Annotated in this window: 19 protein-coding genes; 6 read left to right on the forward strand and 13 right to left on the reverse strand. The window is 62.0% G+C overall.

Translation table 11 applies throughout. The features are described 5' to 3' along the window. Positions 1–60: 60 nt before the first annotated feature. The 4 genes from BB029_RS02415 to trmB all read left to right on the forward strand — a co-directional run bounded on the left by BB029_RS02415 (position 61) and on the right by trmB (position 2303). Complete coding sequence (locus tag BB029_RS02415) at positions 61–441, forward strand: DUF423 domain-containing protein (RefSeq protein ID WP_065938111.1); 381 nt, start codon at positions 61–63, stop codon at positions 439–441. A gap of 71 nt (positions 442–512) precedes the next feature. After that, positions 513–713 carry a sulfur carrier protein ThiS gene (gene thiS / locus BB029_RS02420; RefSeq protein WP_065938112.1) on the forward strand — a complete coding sequence of 67 codons (201 nt, stop codon included), beginning with the start codon at positions 513–515 and terminating at the stop codon, positions 711–713. 60 nt (positions 714–773) lie between these two features. Next, positions 774–1568: a thiazole synthase gene (locus BB029_RS02425; protein ID WP_065938113.1), complete on the forward strand. Its 795-nt coding sequence runs from the start codon at positions 774–776 to the stop codon at positions 1566–1568. 9 nt (positions 1569–1577) lie between these two features. Continuing rightward, the gene (gene trmB / locus BB029_RS02430) at positions 1578–2303 is read left to right on the forward strand and encodes a tRNA (guanosine(46)-N7)-methyltransferase TrmB (RefSeq protein WP_027606098.1); all 726 of its coding nucleotides are present in this window, start codon (positions 1578–1580) and stop codon (positions 2301–2303) included. 79 nt (positions 2304–2382) lie between these two features. Here the strand turns inward: trmB and BB029_RS02435 are convergent, their stop codons facing one another. From BB029_RS02435 to BB029_RS02475, 9 genes are all read right to left on the reverse strand, one after another. Further along, entirely contained in the window at positions 2383–2706 is a 324-nt protein-coding gene (locus BB029_RS02435; RefSeq protein ID WP_010207241.1) for a DUF3392 domain-containing protein, read from the reverse strand. Between the two features lie 18 nt (positions 2707–2724). Next, on the reverse strand, positions 2725–3864 hold the full coding sequence (gene hemW / locus BB029_RS02440) for a radical SAM family heme chaperone HemW (RefSeq protein ID WP_218188792.1): 1140 nt from the start codon (positions 3862–3864) through the stop codon (positions 2725–2727). Between the two features lie 59 nt (positions 3865–3923). Next, positions 3924–4520 carry an RdgB/HAM1 family non-canonical purine NTP pyrophosphatase gene (rdgB, locus tag BB029_RS02445; RefSeq protein WP_065938115.1) on the reverse strand — a complete coding sequence of 199 codons (597 nt, stop codon included), beginning with the start codon at positions 4518–4520 and terminating at the stop codon, positions 3924–3926. Further along, a complete protein-coding gene (locus BB029_RS02450) occupies positions 4517–4951 on the reverse strand; it encodes a DUF4426 domain-containing protein (protein ID WP_027606095.1) in 435 nt (144 codons plus the stop codon). Before BB029_RS02450 ends, rdgB begins: the two co-directional genes overlap by 4 nt. 21 nt (positions 4952–4972) lie before the next feature. Then, a complete protein-coding gene (gene metW, locus BB029_RS02455) occupies positions 4973–5593 on the reverse strand; it encodes a methionine biosynthesis protein MetW (protein WP_017735309.1) in 621 nt (206 codons plus the stop codon). 7 nt (positions 5594–5600) lie between these two features. Further along, positions 5601–6740 carry a homoserine O-acetyltransferase gene (locus tag BB029_RS02460; RefSeq protein ID WP_065938116.1) on the reverse strand — a complete coding sequence of 380 codons (1140 nt, stop codon included), beginning with the start codon at positions 6738–6740 and terminating at the stop codon, positions 5601–5603. A gap of 126 nt (positions 6741–6866) precedes the next feature. Continuing rightward, complete coding sequence (locus BB029_RS02465) at positions 6867–7454, reverse strand: YggT family protein (protein WP_065938117.1); 588 nt, start codon at positions 7452–7454, stop codon at positions 6867–6869. A gap of 25 nt (positions 7455–7479) precedes the next feature. Continuing rightward, positions 7480–8298, reverse strand: a complete 819-nt coding sequence (gene proC, locus BB029_RS02470; RefSeq protein WP_027606092.1) for a pyrroline-5-carboxylate reductase — start codon at positions 8296–8298, stop codon at positions 7480–7482. A 33-nt stretch (positions 8299–8331) separates the two neighbouring features. Then, positions 8332–9018: a YggS family pyridoxal phosphate-dependent enzyme gene (locus BB029_RS02475; protein WP_065938118.1), complete on the reverse strand. Its 687-nt coding sequence runs from the start codon at positions 9016–9018 to the stop codon at positions 8332–8334. Positions 9019–9075: 57 nt separating this feature from the next. Here BB029_RS02475 and BB029_RS02480 point away from each other — a divergent pair, with 57 nt between their 5' ends. Further along, a complete protein-coding gene (locus BB029_RS02480) occupies positions 9076–10110 on the forward strand; it encodes a type IV pilus twitching motility protein PilT (protein ID WP_065938119.1) in 1035 nt (344 codons plus the stop codon). Between the two features lie 139 nt (positions 10111–10249). Here the strand turns inward: BB029_RS02480 and BB029_RS02485 are convergent, their stop codons facing one another. Further along, positions 10250–10885: a C40 family peptidase gene (locus BB029_RS02485; protein ID WP_065938120.1), complete on the reverse strand. Its 636-nt coding sequence runs from the start codon at positions 10883–10885 to the stop codon at positions 10250–10252. Between the two features lie 250 nt (positions 10886–11135). On the opposite strand from BB029_RS02485, the gene BB029_RS02490 reads away from it, so the two are divergent. Then, positions 11136–11564, forward strand: coding sequence for a TM2 domain-containing protein (locus BB029_RS02490; protein ID WP_065938121.1), 429 nt, complete (start codon positions 11136–11138; stop codon positions 11562–11564). A 126-nt stretch (positions 11565–11690) separates the two neighbouring features. Here the strand turns inward: BB029_RS02490 and BB029_RS02495 are convergent, their stop codons facing one another. Genes BB029_RS02495 through pyrR form a run of 3 tightly spaced genes read right to left on the reverse strand, consistent with a single transcriptional unit; the run spans position 11691 to position 14494 of the window. Beyond that, positions 11691–12962, reverse strand: a complete 1272-nt coding sequence (locus tag BB029_RS02495) for a dihydroorotase (RefSeq protein ID WP_065938122.1) — start codon at positions 12960–12962, stop codon at positions 11691–11693. Continuing rightward, a complete protein-coding gene (locus BB029_RS02500; protein ID WP_027606086.1) occupies positions 12959–13963 on the reverse strand; it encodes an aspartate carbamoyltransferase catalytic subunit in 1005 nt (334 codons plus the stop codon). Before BB029_RS02500 ends, BB029_RS02495 begins: the two co-directional genes overlap by 4 nt. Positions 13964–13987: 24 nt before the next feature. Continuing rightward, positions 13988–14494 carry a bifunctional pyr operon transcriptional regulator/uracil phosphoribosyltransferase PyrR gene (gene pyrR, locus BB029_RS02505; protein ID WP_065923847.1) on the reverse strand — a complete coding sequence of 169 codons (507 nt, stop codon included), beginning with the start codon at positions 14492–14494 and terminating at the stop codon, positions 13988–13990. Between the last annotated feature and the right edge of the window lie 63 nt (positions 14495–14557).

Here is a 14557-nt window from a genome sequence, read left to right on the forward strand (position 1 = left end):
CGAACCCGTTGAGCGGGCCATTATACAGACCCTGTCCAATGAGTCTGACTGGAGTTCCTCATGCTGCGTAGCTTTCTGATGCTGGCTGCCTTTTTCGGCTTCACCGGTGTCGCCCTCGGTGCGTTCGCCGCCCATGGCCTGAAAAGCCGCCTCAGCGCCGAGTACCTGGCGATCTTTCACACCGGCGTGACCTATCAGTTGGTGCACACCTTGGCGCTGTTCGGCGTTGCGCTGCTGCTGGCGCATATTCCGGGGCGCCTGGTGACGTGGGCGGGCGTGTCCTTTGTCGTCGGTATCCTGCTGTTCTCCGGCAGCCTGTACGTGCTGACCACCACGGGGATCAGCAAACTCGGCATCATTACGCCCTTCGGCGGGTTGGCGTTCCTGCTGGGTTGGTTCTTCCTGGGCCTGGCTGCCTGGCGCATGCAACTGACCGCTTGACGCTTGGAGCTGACCTGCAGGTGCCAATCGAGCTAGAATGCTGGCCCCTAAAATCGATGGCGGCCCGTGGCATGCGCATTCAGTTGAACGGCGAATCCCTTGAACTGCCCGACGGTGAAACCGTTGCGGCCCTGCTGACCCGCCTGGACCTGACCGGGCGTCGCGTCGCAGTGGAACTCAACCTGGATATCGTCCCGCGTAGCCTGCATGCCGAGACCACGCTCACCGAGGGTGACCAGGTCGAGGTGGTCCACGCCATCGGCGGCGGCTAGTCCCGCGCTTTTATGTAGCCCCGGATTCTGCAGAACCTCACCCCATTTCGAGGATTTCCCATGAGCATCGTTCGTAGCGACAAGCCCTTCGTCCTGGCCGGTCGTACCTACCAGTCCCGTCTGCTGGTCGGCACCGGCAAGTACCGCGACATGGAAGAAACCCGCCAGGCCATCGAAGCCTCGGGCGCCGAGATCGTGACCTTCGCCGTGCGCCGCACCAACCTCGGCCAGATCGAAGGCGAGCCGAACCTGCTCGACGTGCTGTCGCCGGATCGCTACACCTTCCTGCCGAACACCGCCGGGTGCTACGACGCCATCGAAGCCGTGCGCACCTGCCGCCTGGCCCGTGAACTGCTCGACGGACACAACCTGGTCAAGCTGGAAGTGCTGGCCGACCAGAAAACCCTGTTCCCCAACGTGATCGAAACCCTCAAGGCCGCCGAGACCCTGGTCAAGGAAGGTTTTGACGTGATGGTCTACACCAGCGATGACCCGATCATCGCCCGCCAACTGGCCGAAATCGGCTGTATCGCCGTGATGCCGCTGGCCGGCCTGATCGGTTCCGGGCTGGGTATCTGCAATCCGTACAACCTGCAGATCATCCTCGAAGAAGCCAAGATCCCGGTCTTGGTGGACGCCGGTGTCGGTACCGCCTCCGACGCCACCATCGCCATGGAACTGGGCTGTGAAGCGGTGCTGATGAACTCGGCCATCGCTCACGCACAGCAACCGGTGCTGATGGCCGAAGCCATGAAACACGCCATCGTCGCCGGCCGCCTGGCCTACCTCGCCGGGCGCATGCAAAAAAAACTCTACGCCAGCGCCTCTTCGCCGCTGGATGGTCTGATCAAGTAAGAGCCATTGATGACTGAATCAAACGAAACGCCGAACACCGTGGAAGAAGGCGACGAGTCCAAGCACCGCCGCATCAAGAGTTTTGTGATGCGCGCCGGCCGCATGACCGAGGGCCAGCAAAAGGGCCTGGAGCAAGGTACGCCGCTGTTCGTCCTGCCCCTGGCCGATGCGCCGGTGGACTATGACCAGGTGTTCGGCCGTTCGGCCCCGCGTTCCCTGGAAATCGGTTTCGGCATGGGCCACTCCCTGCTGGAAATGGCCGCAGCCTCGCCGGAACAGGATTTCATCGGCGTGGAAGTTCACCGCCCAGGTGTCGGTGCACTGCTGAATGGCGTGCTGACTCAAGGCCTGACCAACCTGCGGGTCTATGACTGCGACGCGATCGAAGTGCTCAACCGCTGCATCGCCGACAACAGCCTCGACCGCCTGATGCTGTTCTTCCCCGATCCATGGCACAAGAGCCGTCACCACAAGCGCCGCATCGTCCAGGCTTCTTTCGCGGAACTGGTGCGCAGCAAGCTGAAAGTCGGCGGTATCCTGCATATGGCTACCGACTGGGAACCCTATGCCGAATACATGCTGGAAGTGATGGACGTTGCCCCTGGCTACCGCAACCTGGCGCAAGACGGCAAATGCGTACCACGCCCGGCCGAACGCCCGATCACTAAGTTCGAGCGTCGTGGCGAGCGCTTGGGGCATGGGGTTTGGGATTTGAAGTTCGAGAAGCTGGCGTAACTCGCCACTGACTTTAAATGCAATTCAATGTGGGAGGGGGCAAGCCCCATCCCACAGTTGTTTTGTGTTGGATTTGAGGTCAGCGGCGATCGGCGACGACGCCAATCAGCACCAGCACCACCACCAACACCGGCGCCAGGCTGTAGTTATTGAACTGGCTCAATCCCCGCACAATCCACGGCGTGGCGTAGATCAGCGCCGCACCGCTGCCGATCATGCACAGCAGGGCCATCAACGGTACGCGCAACGCGCCGGCAACGCTGCCCAGGCGTGCTTCGACCCAGCCCTTGATGTCGGCGCCAAACAGCACCAGCAAACAGCCCACAAGGGCCAGGGAGATTTCCGACAGGTTGCTGCGGCTCCAGCGGGATACGGTGGCGAGCAGGTCGAGTACCAGATCCATTCGATTTCCTTAGAGCGATCAGCTCAAAAACTTCTGCAACAGGTCATTGAGAAAGAGTTGCCCGCGATCGGTGGCCGCCAGGCGTGACGGTTCGACCTGCATTAAGCCACTTTGTTCTGCCTCGCGCCGCGCCTCGTCGAGGCTCGCCAGGTCGAGGCCGGTGCGCTCGGCATAGAGCGTGGCGTCGACGCCCTCGGTGAGGCGCAGGGCGTTCATCAGGAACTCGAACGGCAACTCTTCGTTGGTCAGCTCCTTCGCCCCGGCCTGGAAGCTTTTGGCCGGGTTGAGGTAGTCCTTCGGCGCGCGGGTCTTCCAGGTGCGCACAATGCGTCCGTCCGGATGGCTGAGCTTGCCGTGGGCCCCGGCGCCGATGCCGATAAAGTCGCCGAAGCTCCAGTAGTTGAGGTTATGTCGCGCCGGGCGCCCTGGCTGGGCGTAGGCCGACACTTCGTATTGTGCGTAACCGTGCTCGGCCAGCAGCGCCTGGCCGGCTTCCTGGATGTCCCACAGGGTGTCGTCTTCCGGCAGCGCGGGCGGCTGGTTCCAGAACACGGTGTTGGGTTCCAGGGTCAACTGGTACCAGGACAGGTGTGTGGGTTTGAGCGCGATGGCCTGGCGCAGGTCACTCAACGCATCGTCCAGGGACTGATCGGGCAAGCCGTGCATCAGGTCCAGGTTGAAGTTGTCGAACCCGGCCTGGCGCGCCATTCCGGCGGCGCGTACGGCCTCGTCGCCGTTGTGGATACGGCCCAGGGCCTGGAGCTTTTCCTGCTGGAAGCTCTGGATGCCGATGGACAGCCGGTTGATCCCCAGCGTGCGGTAGGCGACGAACTTCTCTTGCTCGAACGTGCCGGGGTTGGCTTCCAGGGTGATCTCGATGTCGGCGGCAAACGGGACGCGTGCTTCCACGCCTTTGAGCAATCGGCCCAGCGCCGCAGCGCTGAACAGGCTTGGCGTGCCGCCGCCGAAGAAGATCGAACTCAGTTCGCGCCCATACACCGCGTGCAAGTCCTGATCGAGGTCGGCCAGCAAGGCGTCCACATACTCTTCTTCCGGCAGCACCTTGCTGGCGGTGTGGGAGTTGAAGTCGCAGTAAGGGCATTTGCGCACGCACCACGGGATGTGGATGTACAGCGCCAGGGGCGGCAGCACCGGCATGGCCGCCCGTGGTGTTTGCGCGCCACCGTGGATCAGCGGCTGCGCGGAGGTATTCCGGGTCATTTCAAGCCCAGGTGCTGGCGCAGCAAATCCATTGCGCGGGCGCGGTGGCTGATCTGGTTCTTGTCGGCCGGGCTCAATTCGGCGCTGGAGACATTGCGCTCCGGCACCCAGAACAACGGGTCATAGCCAAAACCGTGCTCACCGCTGGCAGCGTGCAGGATGCGCCCGTGCCACAGGCCTTCGCAGAGGATCGGCAGCGGGTCATCGGCATGCCGCACCAAGGCCAGCACGCAGACGAATTGTGCACCGCGTTCGTTATCCGGTACGCCTTTGAGGGCGTCCAGCAACTTGGCGTTGTTGGCCGCGTCGCCCTTGCCGTCGGCATAACGCGCCGAATAGATGCCAGGGGCGCCGCCAAGAAAGTCCACTGCCAGCCCCGAGTCATCCGCCAGCGCCGGAAGGCCCGAGATGCGTGCGGCATTGCGCGCCTTGAGGATGGCGTTCTCGACGAACGACAGGCCGGTCTCTTCGGGTTCGACCTGGCTGAACTCGCCAATCGAGCGCAGTTGCACGGACTCGCCGAGCATGGCCTGGAGTTCTTTGAGCTTGCCGGCGTTATGGCTGGCCAATACGAGTTGAGTAAGGTTCATCATTCCGCCGGAAACAGTTCCTGGTTGAATTGGAAGCTATGGGCTTTGCCGCCGGTTTCAACATTGATGGTAAACGTCTTGTATTCCCGCTGCGTCACGGAGTATGGCGCGAGGTAATTGATCCCGCCTTTCTCGTCGATTTGCTTGAACGTCAGGATCTCGCTCTTGCCGCCCAGGTCCTTGATGGTGCCTGTCACCTGCGCTGCCACCGGGGTTACGCCCTTGATCACGGTCACATTGATCAAACCCTTCTCCTTGCTGCGCACCACGCCGACTTTCTGGGCGGTTTCCGGCTGCAGGAAGCTGGAGGTGAAGGTGTTGTAATGAACGGTGATATCACCGAAGTCTTTCTTGCGATTAGCGTCGATAGTGTCCGCCGCCATGGCGCTGGCGCCCAGGCATGCAGTCAGTAGAAAAATAGCCAAGCGACTCATGATCGTCCCTCTTGAAAATGATTAGACGGCAATCTTGTGATCCGTCAGGCCAGGGCTGCTGACCCGATAGATACCAATTTCGCCCAACAGATTGGGCCATAGCTTGCTTGCCCAGCCGTGACGATGCTGTTGATCGACGGCCAGGCGGTTGATCACCTTGGCTTCACGCTCGCCACACAGGGCTTCGAAGTCTTCGAAGGTGCAGAAGTGGATGTTCGGCGTGTTGTACCAGGTGTACGGCAGGAAATCCGAGACCGGCATGCGGCCCTTGGTCGCCAGGTACCAGCGGCAGCGCCAGTGCCCGAAGTTGGGGAAGGTGATGATGCACTGGCGGCCCACGCGCAGCATTTCGTCGAGGATACGGTCCGGGTAGTGCACCGCTTGCAGGGCCTGGGTCATCACCACGATATCGAAGCTGTTGCTGGCGAAGTTGCCCAGGCCCTTGTCCAGGTCCTGCTCGATTACGTTGATGCCCTTGGCCACGCACTGGGCGATGTTGTCCGGGTCGTTTTCCAGGCCGTAGCCGGTGACTTGCTTGTTGTCGCGCAGCCAGCTCAGCAGTTCGCCATCGCCGCAGCCCAGGTCGAGCACGCGGCTGCCGGCGGGGATCCAGTCTTGGATGATGTCCAGGTCGGCTCTCATGGCGTTCTCACAAAGTAATGCGGTTCATGTAGTTGCTGAAAGCCTGGAGGTAGCGCGGGATCGGAATCAGGAAGGCGTCATGGCCTTGCGGTGCATCGATCTCCAGGTAGCAGACGTCTTTCTTGGCCGCCATCAGCGCATCCACCAGCTCTCGGGAGCGGGCCGGCGAGAAGCGCCAGTCGGTGGTGAACGACATGACGCAGAACTTGGCGGTGGCGCCCTCGAAGGTTTTCGCCAGGTCATCGTTGTGGTTGGCTGCCGGGTCGAAGTAGTCCAGGGCCTTGGTCATCAGCAGGTAGGTGTTGGCGTCGAAACGCCCGGAGAACTCCTCGCCCTGATAACGCAGGTAGCTTTCCACCTGGAACTCGACGCTGTGGAAGTCATAGTTGAGCTTCTCGCTCTTGAGGCCACGGCCGAATTTCTCGCCCATGGAGTCATCGGACAGGTAGGTGATGTGCCCGACCATTCGCGCCAGCATCAAGCCGCGCTTGGGGATCACGCCGGCTTCCTGGAACGAACCGCCGTGGAATTCGGGGTCGGTGAGGATGGCCTGGCGTGCTACTTCGTTGAAGGCGATGTTCTGTGCCGACAATTTGGGCGCCGAGGCGATGGCCAGGCAATGACGCACCCGATCCGGATACGTGATGGTCCATTGCAGGGCCTGCATGCCGCCCAGGCTGCCGCCGATCACCGCGGCCCATTGCCGGATGCCCAACAGGTCGGCGAGGCGAGCCTGGCTGTGCACCCAGTCTTCCACGGTGAGCACCGGGAAGTCGGCGCCGAACGGCTTGCCGGTTTCCGGGTTGAGGCTGCTGGGGCCGGTGGAGCCATTGCAGCCGCCGAGGTTGTTCAGGCTGACGACAAAGAACTTATTGGTGTCGATGGGCTTGCCGGGGCCGATGCAACTGTCCCACCAGCCAGGCTTGCGTTCGTCAACGCTGTGGAAACCAGCGGCGTGATGATGGCCGGAGAGGGCGTGGCAGATCAGCACGGCGTTGCTCGCCGTGGCGTTCAGTTGGCCGTAGGTTTCATAGATCAGGTCGTAGGCGGGCAACGAACGGCCGCAGGCCAAGGCCAGCGGTTCGCTGAAGTGCGCCACTTGGGGCACGACCAGTCCAACAGAATCGGGGGGGAAGGCAGCTGGCATCGACCCTGCTCTCGTTTAAATGAGGCGTAAGTCTAAAGACCGATGCACCCAGCGGCAAGCAAAGGCCAAATGTGGGAGGGGGCCGGTCGAATCGTCGCACCGCCCCTCCTGCATTTGCTTCGCCTGTCAGATCAGCCCGAACAGTAACTTGGGCATGTTCGCGAAGTCAGCCAGGTACGGGATGCCCCAGCCTTGTATCAGCTGGATCGCGATAAACGCGAAGATCGGCGAAATATCCAGGCCGCCGAGGTTGGGCACCCAGCGACGGAACGGCGCGAGCACCGGCTCGGTGATCTGAGACACCAGCTCGGCACCTGGGCTGCGGCTACCCGGTGCGACCCAGGACAGGATCACGCTGATGATCATCGACCAGAAGATGATCTTCAAAAACAACGAGAAGATCCCGATCAGTGCCCACGGCAACAGCAGCACGGTGTAAGGCAGGTAGCCCTTGAGCATCAGGACCAGCGCGAACAGCAGGATCTGCAGCAGCAGCGCCAGCACCAGCGACGACATGTCCAGGCCGAACATGCTCGGGACCACTCGACGCAGGGGCTTGAGCAGCGGTTGGGTGGCCTTCACCACGAATTGGCACAGCGGGTTGTAGAAGTTCGCCCGCACCAGTTGCAGGATAAAACGCATCAGCACGATCAGCAGGTACAGGCTGCCCAAGGTCTGGATGATGAAGATGACGGCGTCATTGAGTCCAAGCATCATTTATTCCTTCGTAGGGGTACGACTATTTGCCCAGCTGCTCGGCCATTTCAGCCGAACGATGTGCTGCGGCACCCAGTGCTTTTTCCACCAGGGCTTCAAAGCCCCCGGCCTGGAACGATTCGATGGCAGCCTGCGTGGTGCCGCCGGGGGAGGTGACGCGGCGGCGCAACTCGGCAGCGTCCACTTCACTGGAGACAGCCATTTTCGCGGCGCCCAGGGCGGTTTGCTCGGCCAGTTGCTCGGCGACTTGCTGTGGCAGGCCCAGTTTCACGCCGGCGGCGGTCATGGCCTCGATCAGTAGGAAGAAGTAAGCCGGGCCGCTGCCCGACACGGCGGTGACCGCGTCCAGTTGCTGCTCCTGTTCCAGCCACAGGGCGATGCCCACGGCGGACAGCAGTTCCTGGGCTTGGTCACGTTGCTCGGCGGTCACCTCGTGGGTGGCGTACAAACCGCTCACGCCCTGGCGCAGCAGCGCCGGGGTGTTGGGCATGCAACGTACGATCGGTTGCGCGCCGAGCCAGTTGTTCATGCTGGCGCAGGTGATGCCGGCGGCGATCGACACCACCAGTTGGTGCGGCTGCAGGCTTGGGCGCAGGCTTTCGCACACGGCCTTCATGGCCTGTGGCTTGACCGCCAGCACGATCACATCGACACCTTGGATGGCTTCGGCGTTATCGGCGAAGGTTTCGATACCGTGCTCGGCGCTGACGCGGGCACGGGTCTCGGCGCCCGGGTCGCTGGCGCGGATCTGCGCCGCTTCCAGGCCCTTGGCCCGCAGGCCGCCGATCAGGCTGGCCGCCATGTTGCCGGCGCCGATAAAGGCAATACGCGTGTTGCTCATGACAGGTCCTTACTTAGATGGATGTCAGCCATTTCATGGCTGGCCGTAGTCGCGGGCGCCAAACAGGGCGGTACCGATCCGCACCCAGGTGGCGCCCTGGGCGATGGCCGACTCAAGGTCGTGACTCATGCCCATGGAAAGTGTGTCGAGCGGCAGGTTCAGGCTGTTTTGCAGGTCGCGCACGCTGGAAAACGCGGCGTCTTGTTCGGCACGATCGTCCGTCGGCTCGGGAATCGCCATCAGGCCCCGTAGCTTCAAGCGCGGCAGGGCGCTGATGGCGTTGGCCAGGGCCGGCAGGTCGGCGGGGGTGCAGCCGGACTTGCTGGCCTCGCCACTGACATTGACCTGGATGCAGATATTCAGCGGTGGCAGGTCGGCCGGGCGTTGCTCGGACAGGCGTTGTGCAATTTTGAGACGGTCCACGGAATGCACCCAAGCGAAATTCTCGGCGATGGCGCGAGTCTTGTTCGATTGAATGGGGCCGATGAAGTGCCAACTCAAGGGCAGGTCGGTTAATTCGGCCTGCTTGCCCAGGGCTTCCTGCAGATAGTTTTCGCCAAAATCACGCATCCCGGCGGCATAGGCTTCACGCACGGCTTGGGCGGGTTTGGTCTTGCTCACGGCCAGCAGGTGGATGCTGTTTGCGTCACGTTGCACGGCGTCGGCTGCGGCGCGGATGCGCTGGCTAACCTGGCCGATGTTGTCTGCTATCGTCGACATTCAAGATGCGCCCGTGGATATGGAGTCCGCGGCATTCTACTGGAAATGGAAAGCCCTATGGATATCACTGAATTACTGGAGGCGGGCGTGCGTCGCGGCGCTTCCGACCTGCATTTGTCGGCCGGTGTGGCACCCATGCTGCGCATTGATGGCGAAGTCTGGCCGTTGGATTGGCCAGTGCTTTCACCCCCGCAAGTGGCAGATTTATTGAGCCCGTTGCTCAACCGCTACCAACAAAAGGATTTCGAAACATCTCTTGAAACGGATTTTGCCTTCGAGTTGCCGGGCGTGGCGCGGTTCCGGGCGAATGTGTTCCAGCAGGATCGCGGCATGGGTGCGGTGTTTCGCACCATCCCGGCCGAGGTCCAGAGCCTGGAAAACCTCGGTCTGGGGGAGGTGTTCCGGCGTATTGCCCAGTTGCCGCGTGGCCTGGTGTTGGTGACGGGCCCCACCGGCTCCGGCAAGTCCACTACCCTGGCGGCGATGATCGATTACCTCAACCAGCATCGGCGCCAGCACATCCTCACGCTGGAAGACCCCATCGAGTTTATCCACACGCCGAAAACCGCCCTGATCAACCAGCGCCAGGTGCATCGAGATACCCACAGTTTCTCGCTGGCCTTGCGTTCGGCGCTGCGCGAAGACCCCGACGTGATCCTGGTGGGCGAACTGCGCGACCTGGAAACCATCCGCCTGGCCCTGACGGCGGCTGAGACCGGGCATCTGGTATTTGGCACCCTGCACACCACCTCGGCGGCAAAGACCGTGGACAGGCTGGTGGACGTGTTCCCGGCGGGGGAAAAGGCCATGGTCCGCTCGATGCTGTCGGAGTCGTTGCAGGCGGTGGTGTCCCAGGTGCTGGTCAAGAAGGTTGGCGGCGGGCGGGTGGCGGCCCATGAGATCATGCTGGGCACGCCGGCTATTCGTAACTTGATCCGCGAAGACAAGGTGGCGCAGATGGTCTCGGCGATTCAGACCGGCGGCGCGTTGGGCATGAAGACGTTGGATATGAGCTTGAAGGCGTTGGTCACGGAAGGCGTGATCAGCCGGGAAGAGGCGCGGGAGAAGGCGAGGGTGCCTGGGGATATCTGAGGGGTTGTGGACGACACAAATCGAATGTGGGAGGGGGCTTGCTCCCGATAGCGGTGGATCAGTCAGCTTATCTGTACCTGGCCCACTGCTATCGGGAGCAAGCCCCCTCCCACATGTACTACTGCATTCCAGCTTCAGATCAGCGTTGTACTACCCGCAAGGTATTCTGCTCTTTCGGCAGAACCCGCTTGGCAATCACGTAGTTCTTGTCCCAGAACGGCTTTTTCAGCGTGTCGATGCTGACCGACTTGCCACGACGCGGTGCGTGGATGAAGCGGTCGTTGCCCAGGTAGATGGCTACGTGGTTCACCTGGCGGCTCTTCAGTTTGAAGAACAACAGGTCACCCGGTTTCAGGTCCTTGCGCTCAACCTTCTGCCCGTGACCGGCGGCCATGGCGTTGGAGGTGCGCGGCAGATCCACGGCCGCTACGTCGTTAAACGCATATTTCACCAGGCCGCTGCAGTCGAACCCTTTACTTGGGCTGCTGCCGCCCCAACGATAAGGAGTGCCGAGCACGTTTACGGCGCGGCTGAGGACGGTGCTGCTTTGCTTGGTGTTGACTGCCATCAGGCCTGGAACTGCTTTACCGTGGGCCTTGCTCAGTTGAGTCGGGCGGCTGACGGTCGGCTTTGCCGATTTGGCAGTGCTGGGCGCGCTGTGGACTTTAGGGGTGAAACCGTTGACGTTCGGAAGTCGTTGCTCACGATTGGTGGCGTGGGCGGCCAGTGGCATTAATAGGCAAATGGTTAGCCATGTCTTTAAAAATGGTCGCATTAGGCGTGGCTCTTATGGGTTTGCGCGCAACTTTATAACAGCTTTTTGTGTCGTTCTCAGGCCGTTTGTCGACTGAACCTTGGGGTCAAACTCAGGAAAAACGCGACGATTCGCCGCGATTGTCCTACACAAGTCAGGTGGCATAAGGCTTTCAGGGGAGGGAAGATACCATTTGCCGTACGTCGGTCGCCTGTAAAAAAGTCACAAAGAAAGTGAAAAAATTTATCTATCGAAGCAAAAGAGGTACGCCATGAACACCTATCAACAGGTTGGTCCGCAGCAAGACACTCACAGCAAGGTGATCGGTTACCTGCTCTGGATTTTCGGGTTTACCGGTGCCCATCGTTTCTATTACGGCAAACCGGTCACTGGAACGATCTGGTTTTTCACCCTCGGCTTGCTGGGGATCGGCTGGCTGATCGACCTGTTCCTGATTCCGGCCATGGACCGTGAAGCGGACCTGCGTTTTACCGCTGGGCCTATCGAATACAACGTGGCGTGGATTCTGTTGGCGTTTCTGGGGGTGTTCGGCGTGCACCGCATGTACCAGGGCAAATGGATCACTGGCCTGATCTACCTGCTGACCGGCGGCTTGTTCCTGGTGGGGGTGCTGTATGACTTCTGGACCTTGAATACGCAGATTTCGATCCGCAATGCCGAGCGCAATGGCGGCCGGTAGATCATAAATAACCTGTAGGGGCGAGCTTGCTCGCGAAGAACGAATAGACAATGCGGGCTACCTGATAGCGCTGCGTTATCGTTAACGTTCTTCGCGAGCAAGCTCGCTCCTACAGTTTTTAATGGCTCAAGCCTGATAGCTGATGCGCCCATCCACCAAGGTGTAGCGCACGCTCGCCGGCAGGCTATGGCCGATGAACGGGCAGTTCTCACCCTTGGACAGCCAGTGCTCGCCCGCAACTGTGGAGCCGGCCGGGTCAAACAGCACCAGATCCGCCGCCGACCCCACCGCCAGCTTGCCCGCCGGCAGGCGCAAGGCCTCGGCCGGGCCTGCGCTCAGGCGCGCCAGCAGTGTCGGCAGGTCCAGCAAACCGTCTTCCACCAGCGTCATCGCCAGCGGCAGCAACAGCTCCACGCTGCTGATGCCCGGCTCTGTCGCGCCGAACGGCGCCAGCTTGGCATCGCGCTCATGGGGCTGGTGGTGGCTGGAAATCGCCGAGACCACACCGGATTTGACTGCCGCACGCAAACCGTCACGATCGGCCAATGTGCGCAGCGGCGGTTGCACGTGGTAAAGGCTGGAGAAGTCGATCAGCGCCTCATCCGTCAGCAGCAGCTGATACAACGCCACGTCTGCCGTCACCGGCAGGCCGCGGGCCTGGGCCTGGGCGATCAGGGCTACGCCCCGGGCGCTGGTCAGCTGGCTGAAGTGCGCACGCACGCCGCTTTGTTCCACCAGCAGCAGGTCACGGGCCAGGGCTACGGTTTCAGCGGTTTCCGGAATGCCCGGCAAGCCGAGGAAGCTGGCGACCGCACCTTCATGGGCCAAGCCGCCTTCGGCCAGGTCGCGGTCCTGGGAGTGGAAGATCACCGTCAAGTCGAAGGTGGCCGCATATTCCAAGGCGCGACACAGGGTGCGAGTGCTGCGGAAACTCTCCAGGCCGTTGCCGAACGCCACGCAACCGGCGTCGCGCAGGGCGATCAGTTCGGCAAGTTGTTCGCCCTCCAGGCCTTTGCTCAGGGCGCCGATGGGGAACACTTTGCAATTGCCGGCTTCACGGGCGCGGTCGAGGATCAGCTCGGCCACGGCCGACGTGTCGAGCACCGGCTTGGTGTGCGGTGGGCAGCACAGGCTGGTGACGCCACCGGCTGCGGCCGCGCGGGTTTCGCTGTTGATAGTGCCTTTGCGGCTGTAGCCCGGCTCGCGCAGGGCGACGTTCAGGTCCACCAGGCCAGGTGCGGCCACCAGGCCTTTGGCATCGATGGTCTCGCTGGGGCTGAAAGCACCGGGCGCGGCGCCGATGGCGATGATCCGGCCGGCCTCCAGGTGCAGATCGGTAACCTGATCCAGGCCGCTGGCCGGATCGATGACTCGGGCGCCGAGAATGCTGAGCTTCACTGGGCCTTCTCCTGCTCGAATTGACGTTGCGCGGTTTGCCCGCTCATGGCCATGGACAACACCGCCATGCGCACGGCGATGCCATACGTGACCTGGTTGAGAATCACCGACTGGCTGCCGTCGGCCACCGCCGACTCAATCTCCACGCCTCGGTTGATCGGCCCCGGGTGCATTACGATGGCGTCGGGCTTGGCGCCGGCCAGGCGTGCGGTGGTCAGGCCGAACAGGCGGTAGAACTCGCCTTCGCTCGGCAGCAGGCCACCCGACATGCGTTCGCGTTGCAGGCGCAGCATGATCACCACGTCCACATCCTTGAGGCCTTCGGTCATGTCGGTGTAGACCTTCACGCCGTATTGCTCGATGCCGATGGGCAAGAGGGTTTTCGGTGCGATCACGCGGATGTCCGGGCAACCCAGGGTTTTCAGGGCCAGCATGTTCGAGCGTGCCACCCGCGAGTGCAGGATGTCACCGACGATGGCCACCGAGAGGTTTTCGAAGCTGCCCTTGTGCCGACGTATGGTGAGCATGTCGAGCATGCCCTGGGTCGGGTGGGCGTGACGGCCGTCGCCGCCGTTGATGATCGCCACCTGCGGGCACACGTGCTCGGCAATGAAGTGGGCGGCACCGGAGTCGCCGTGGCGCACCACGAACATGTCGGCGGCCATCGCTTCCAGGTTGCGCAGGGTGTCGAGCAGGGTCTCGCCCTTGCTCGCCGACGAGGTGGACACGTTCAACGTGATCACGTCGGCCGACAGCCGTTGGGCCGCCAGTTCAAAGGTGGTCCGTGTACGGGTGGAGTTCTCGAAGAACACGTTGCAGATGGTCTTGCCGCGCAGCAACGGGACTTTCTTCACCGCCCGGCCGCCAACCTCGAGGAACGAGTCGGCGGTGTCGAGGATTTCGGTGAGCAGTTCGCGGGGCAAACCGTCGAGGGACAAGAAGTGTTGCAACTGGCCCTGAGCATTGAGCTGCAGCGGGCGCTTGGCATCTAGAGGCGTCATCGCGGGGACTCTTTACAAGGCGGTTTAAAGGGCAAGGTCTTGCAGTTCGAGTTCGAGCGGCGTGGGACCGGACAATTTTACTCGCTGGCTGGCCTCAAGGGACAGCGTGGCGCCGACCACGTCCGGGCTGATGGGCAGTTCGCCTGCGTCCAGGTCCAGCAGGCAGACCAGGGTGATGCTGGCCGGGCGCCCGTAATCGAACAATTCATTCATGGCGGCGCGGATGGTACGGCCGCTCATCAGCACGTCGTCGATCAGCACCAGGTGCTGGCCTTCAATCTCGAACGGCAGGGCGGACGGGCGCACTTGCGGGTGCAGGCCGTTCTGGCTGAAGTCGTCGCGGTAGAAGGACACGTCCAGGGTACCCAAGGGTGAGTCGCTGCCGAGTTCGTCCAGCAACGCTTGGGCGACCCACACACCACCGGTGCGAATGCCGATAAAGCGCGGTTCGCTGATGCCACGGTGTTCCAGGTGCGTCTTGAGGCTAACCGCCATCTGGCGGATCAGTTCGGCGGGGTTTGGCAGACTCATGGTGGCTCCTTCAAGGCAGGCGATAGTGTGTAGGAGCGAGCTTGCTCGCGAAGAACTCACAGG

Source organism: Pseudomonas sp. S3E12, assembly GCF_001702295.1.
In the GTDB taxonomy this organism is placed as follows: Bacteria; Pseudomonadota; Gammaproteobacteria; order Pseudomonadales; family Pseudomonadaceae; genus Aquipseudomonas; species Aquipseudomonas marginalis.

What these genes read in the sequence shown, in the direction of transcription:
- BB029_RS02415 (WP_065938111.1), top strand. Translation starts at nt 61, where the DNA reads ATGCTGCGTAGCTTTCTGATGCTGGCTGCCTTTTTCGGCTTCACCGGT.
- thiS (WP_065938112.1), top strand. Translation starts at nt 513, where the DNA reads ATGCGCATTCAGTTGAACGGCGAATCCCTTGAACTGCCCGACGGTGAA.
- BB029_RS02425 (WP_065938113.1), top strand. Translation starts at nt 774, where the DNA reads ATGAGCATCGTTCGTAGCGACAAGCCCTTCGTCCTGGCCGGTCGTACC.
- trmB (WP_027606098.1), top strand. Translation starts at nt 1,578, where the DNA reads ATGACTGAATCAAACGAAACGCCGAACACCGTGGAAGAAGGCGACGAG.
- BB029_RS02435 (WP_010207241.1), bottom strand. Translation starts at nt 2,706, where the DNA reads ATGGATCTGGTACTCGACCTGCTCGCCACCGTATCCCGCTGGAGCCGC.
- hemW (WP_218188792.1), bottom strand. Translation starts at nt 3,864, where the DNA reads ATGCCGGTGCTGCCGCCCCTGGCGCTGTACATCCACATCCCGTGGTGC.
- rdgB (WP_065938115.1), bottom strand. Translation starts at nt 4,520, where the DNA reads ATGATGAACCTTACTCAACTCGTATTGGCCAGCCATAACGCCGGCAAG.
- BB029_RS02450 (WP_027606095.1), bottom strand. Translation starts at nt 4,951, where the DNA reads ATGAGTCGCTTGGCTATTTTTCTACTGACTGCATGCCTGGGCGCCAGC.
- metW (WP_017735309.1), bottom strand. Translation starts at nt 5,593, where the DNA reads ATGAGAGCCGACCTGGACATCATCCAAGACTGGATCCCCGCCGGCAGC.
- BB029_RS02460 (WP_065938116.1), bottom strand. Translation starts at nt 6,740, where the DNA reads ATGCCAGCTGCCTTCCCCCCCGATTCTGTTGGACTGGTCGTGCCCCAA.
- BB029_RS02465 (WP_065938117.1), bottom strand. Translation starts at nt 7,454, where the DNA reads ATGCTTGGACTCAATGACGCCGTCATCTTCATCATCCAGACCTTGGGC.
- proC (WP_027606092.1), bottom strand. Translation starts at nt 8,298, where the DNA reads ATGAGCAACACGCGTATTGCCTTTATCGGCGCCGGCAACATGGCGGCC.
- BB029_RS02475 (WP_065938118.1), bottom strand. Translation starts at nt 9,018, where the DNA reads ATGTCGACGATAGCAGACAACATCGGCCAGGTTAGCCAGCGCATCCGC.
- BB029_RS02480 (WP_065938119.1), top strand. Translation starts at nt 9,076, where the DNA reads ATGGATATCACTGAATTACTGGAGGCGGGCGTGCGTCGCGGCGCTTCC.
- BB029_RS02485 (WP_065938120.1), bottom strand. Translation starts at nt 10,885, where the DNA reads ATGCGACCATTTTTAAAGACATGGCTAACCATTTGCCTATTAATGCCA.
- BB029_RS02490 (WP_065938121.1), top strand. Translation starts at nt 11,136, where the DNA reads ATGAACACCTATCAACAGGTTGGTCCGCAGCAAGACACTCACAGCAAG.
- BB029_RS02500 (WP_027606086.1), bottom strand. Translation starts at nt 13,963, where the DNA reads ATGACGCCTCTAGATGCCAAGCGCCCGCTGCAGCTCAATGCTCAGGGC.
- pyrR (WP_065923847.1), bottom strand. Translation starts at nt 14,494, where the DNA reads ATGAGTCTGCCAAACCCCGCCGAACTGATCCGCCAGATGGCGGTTAGC.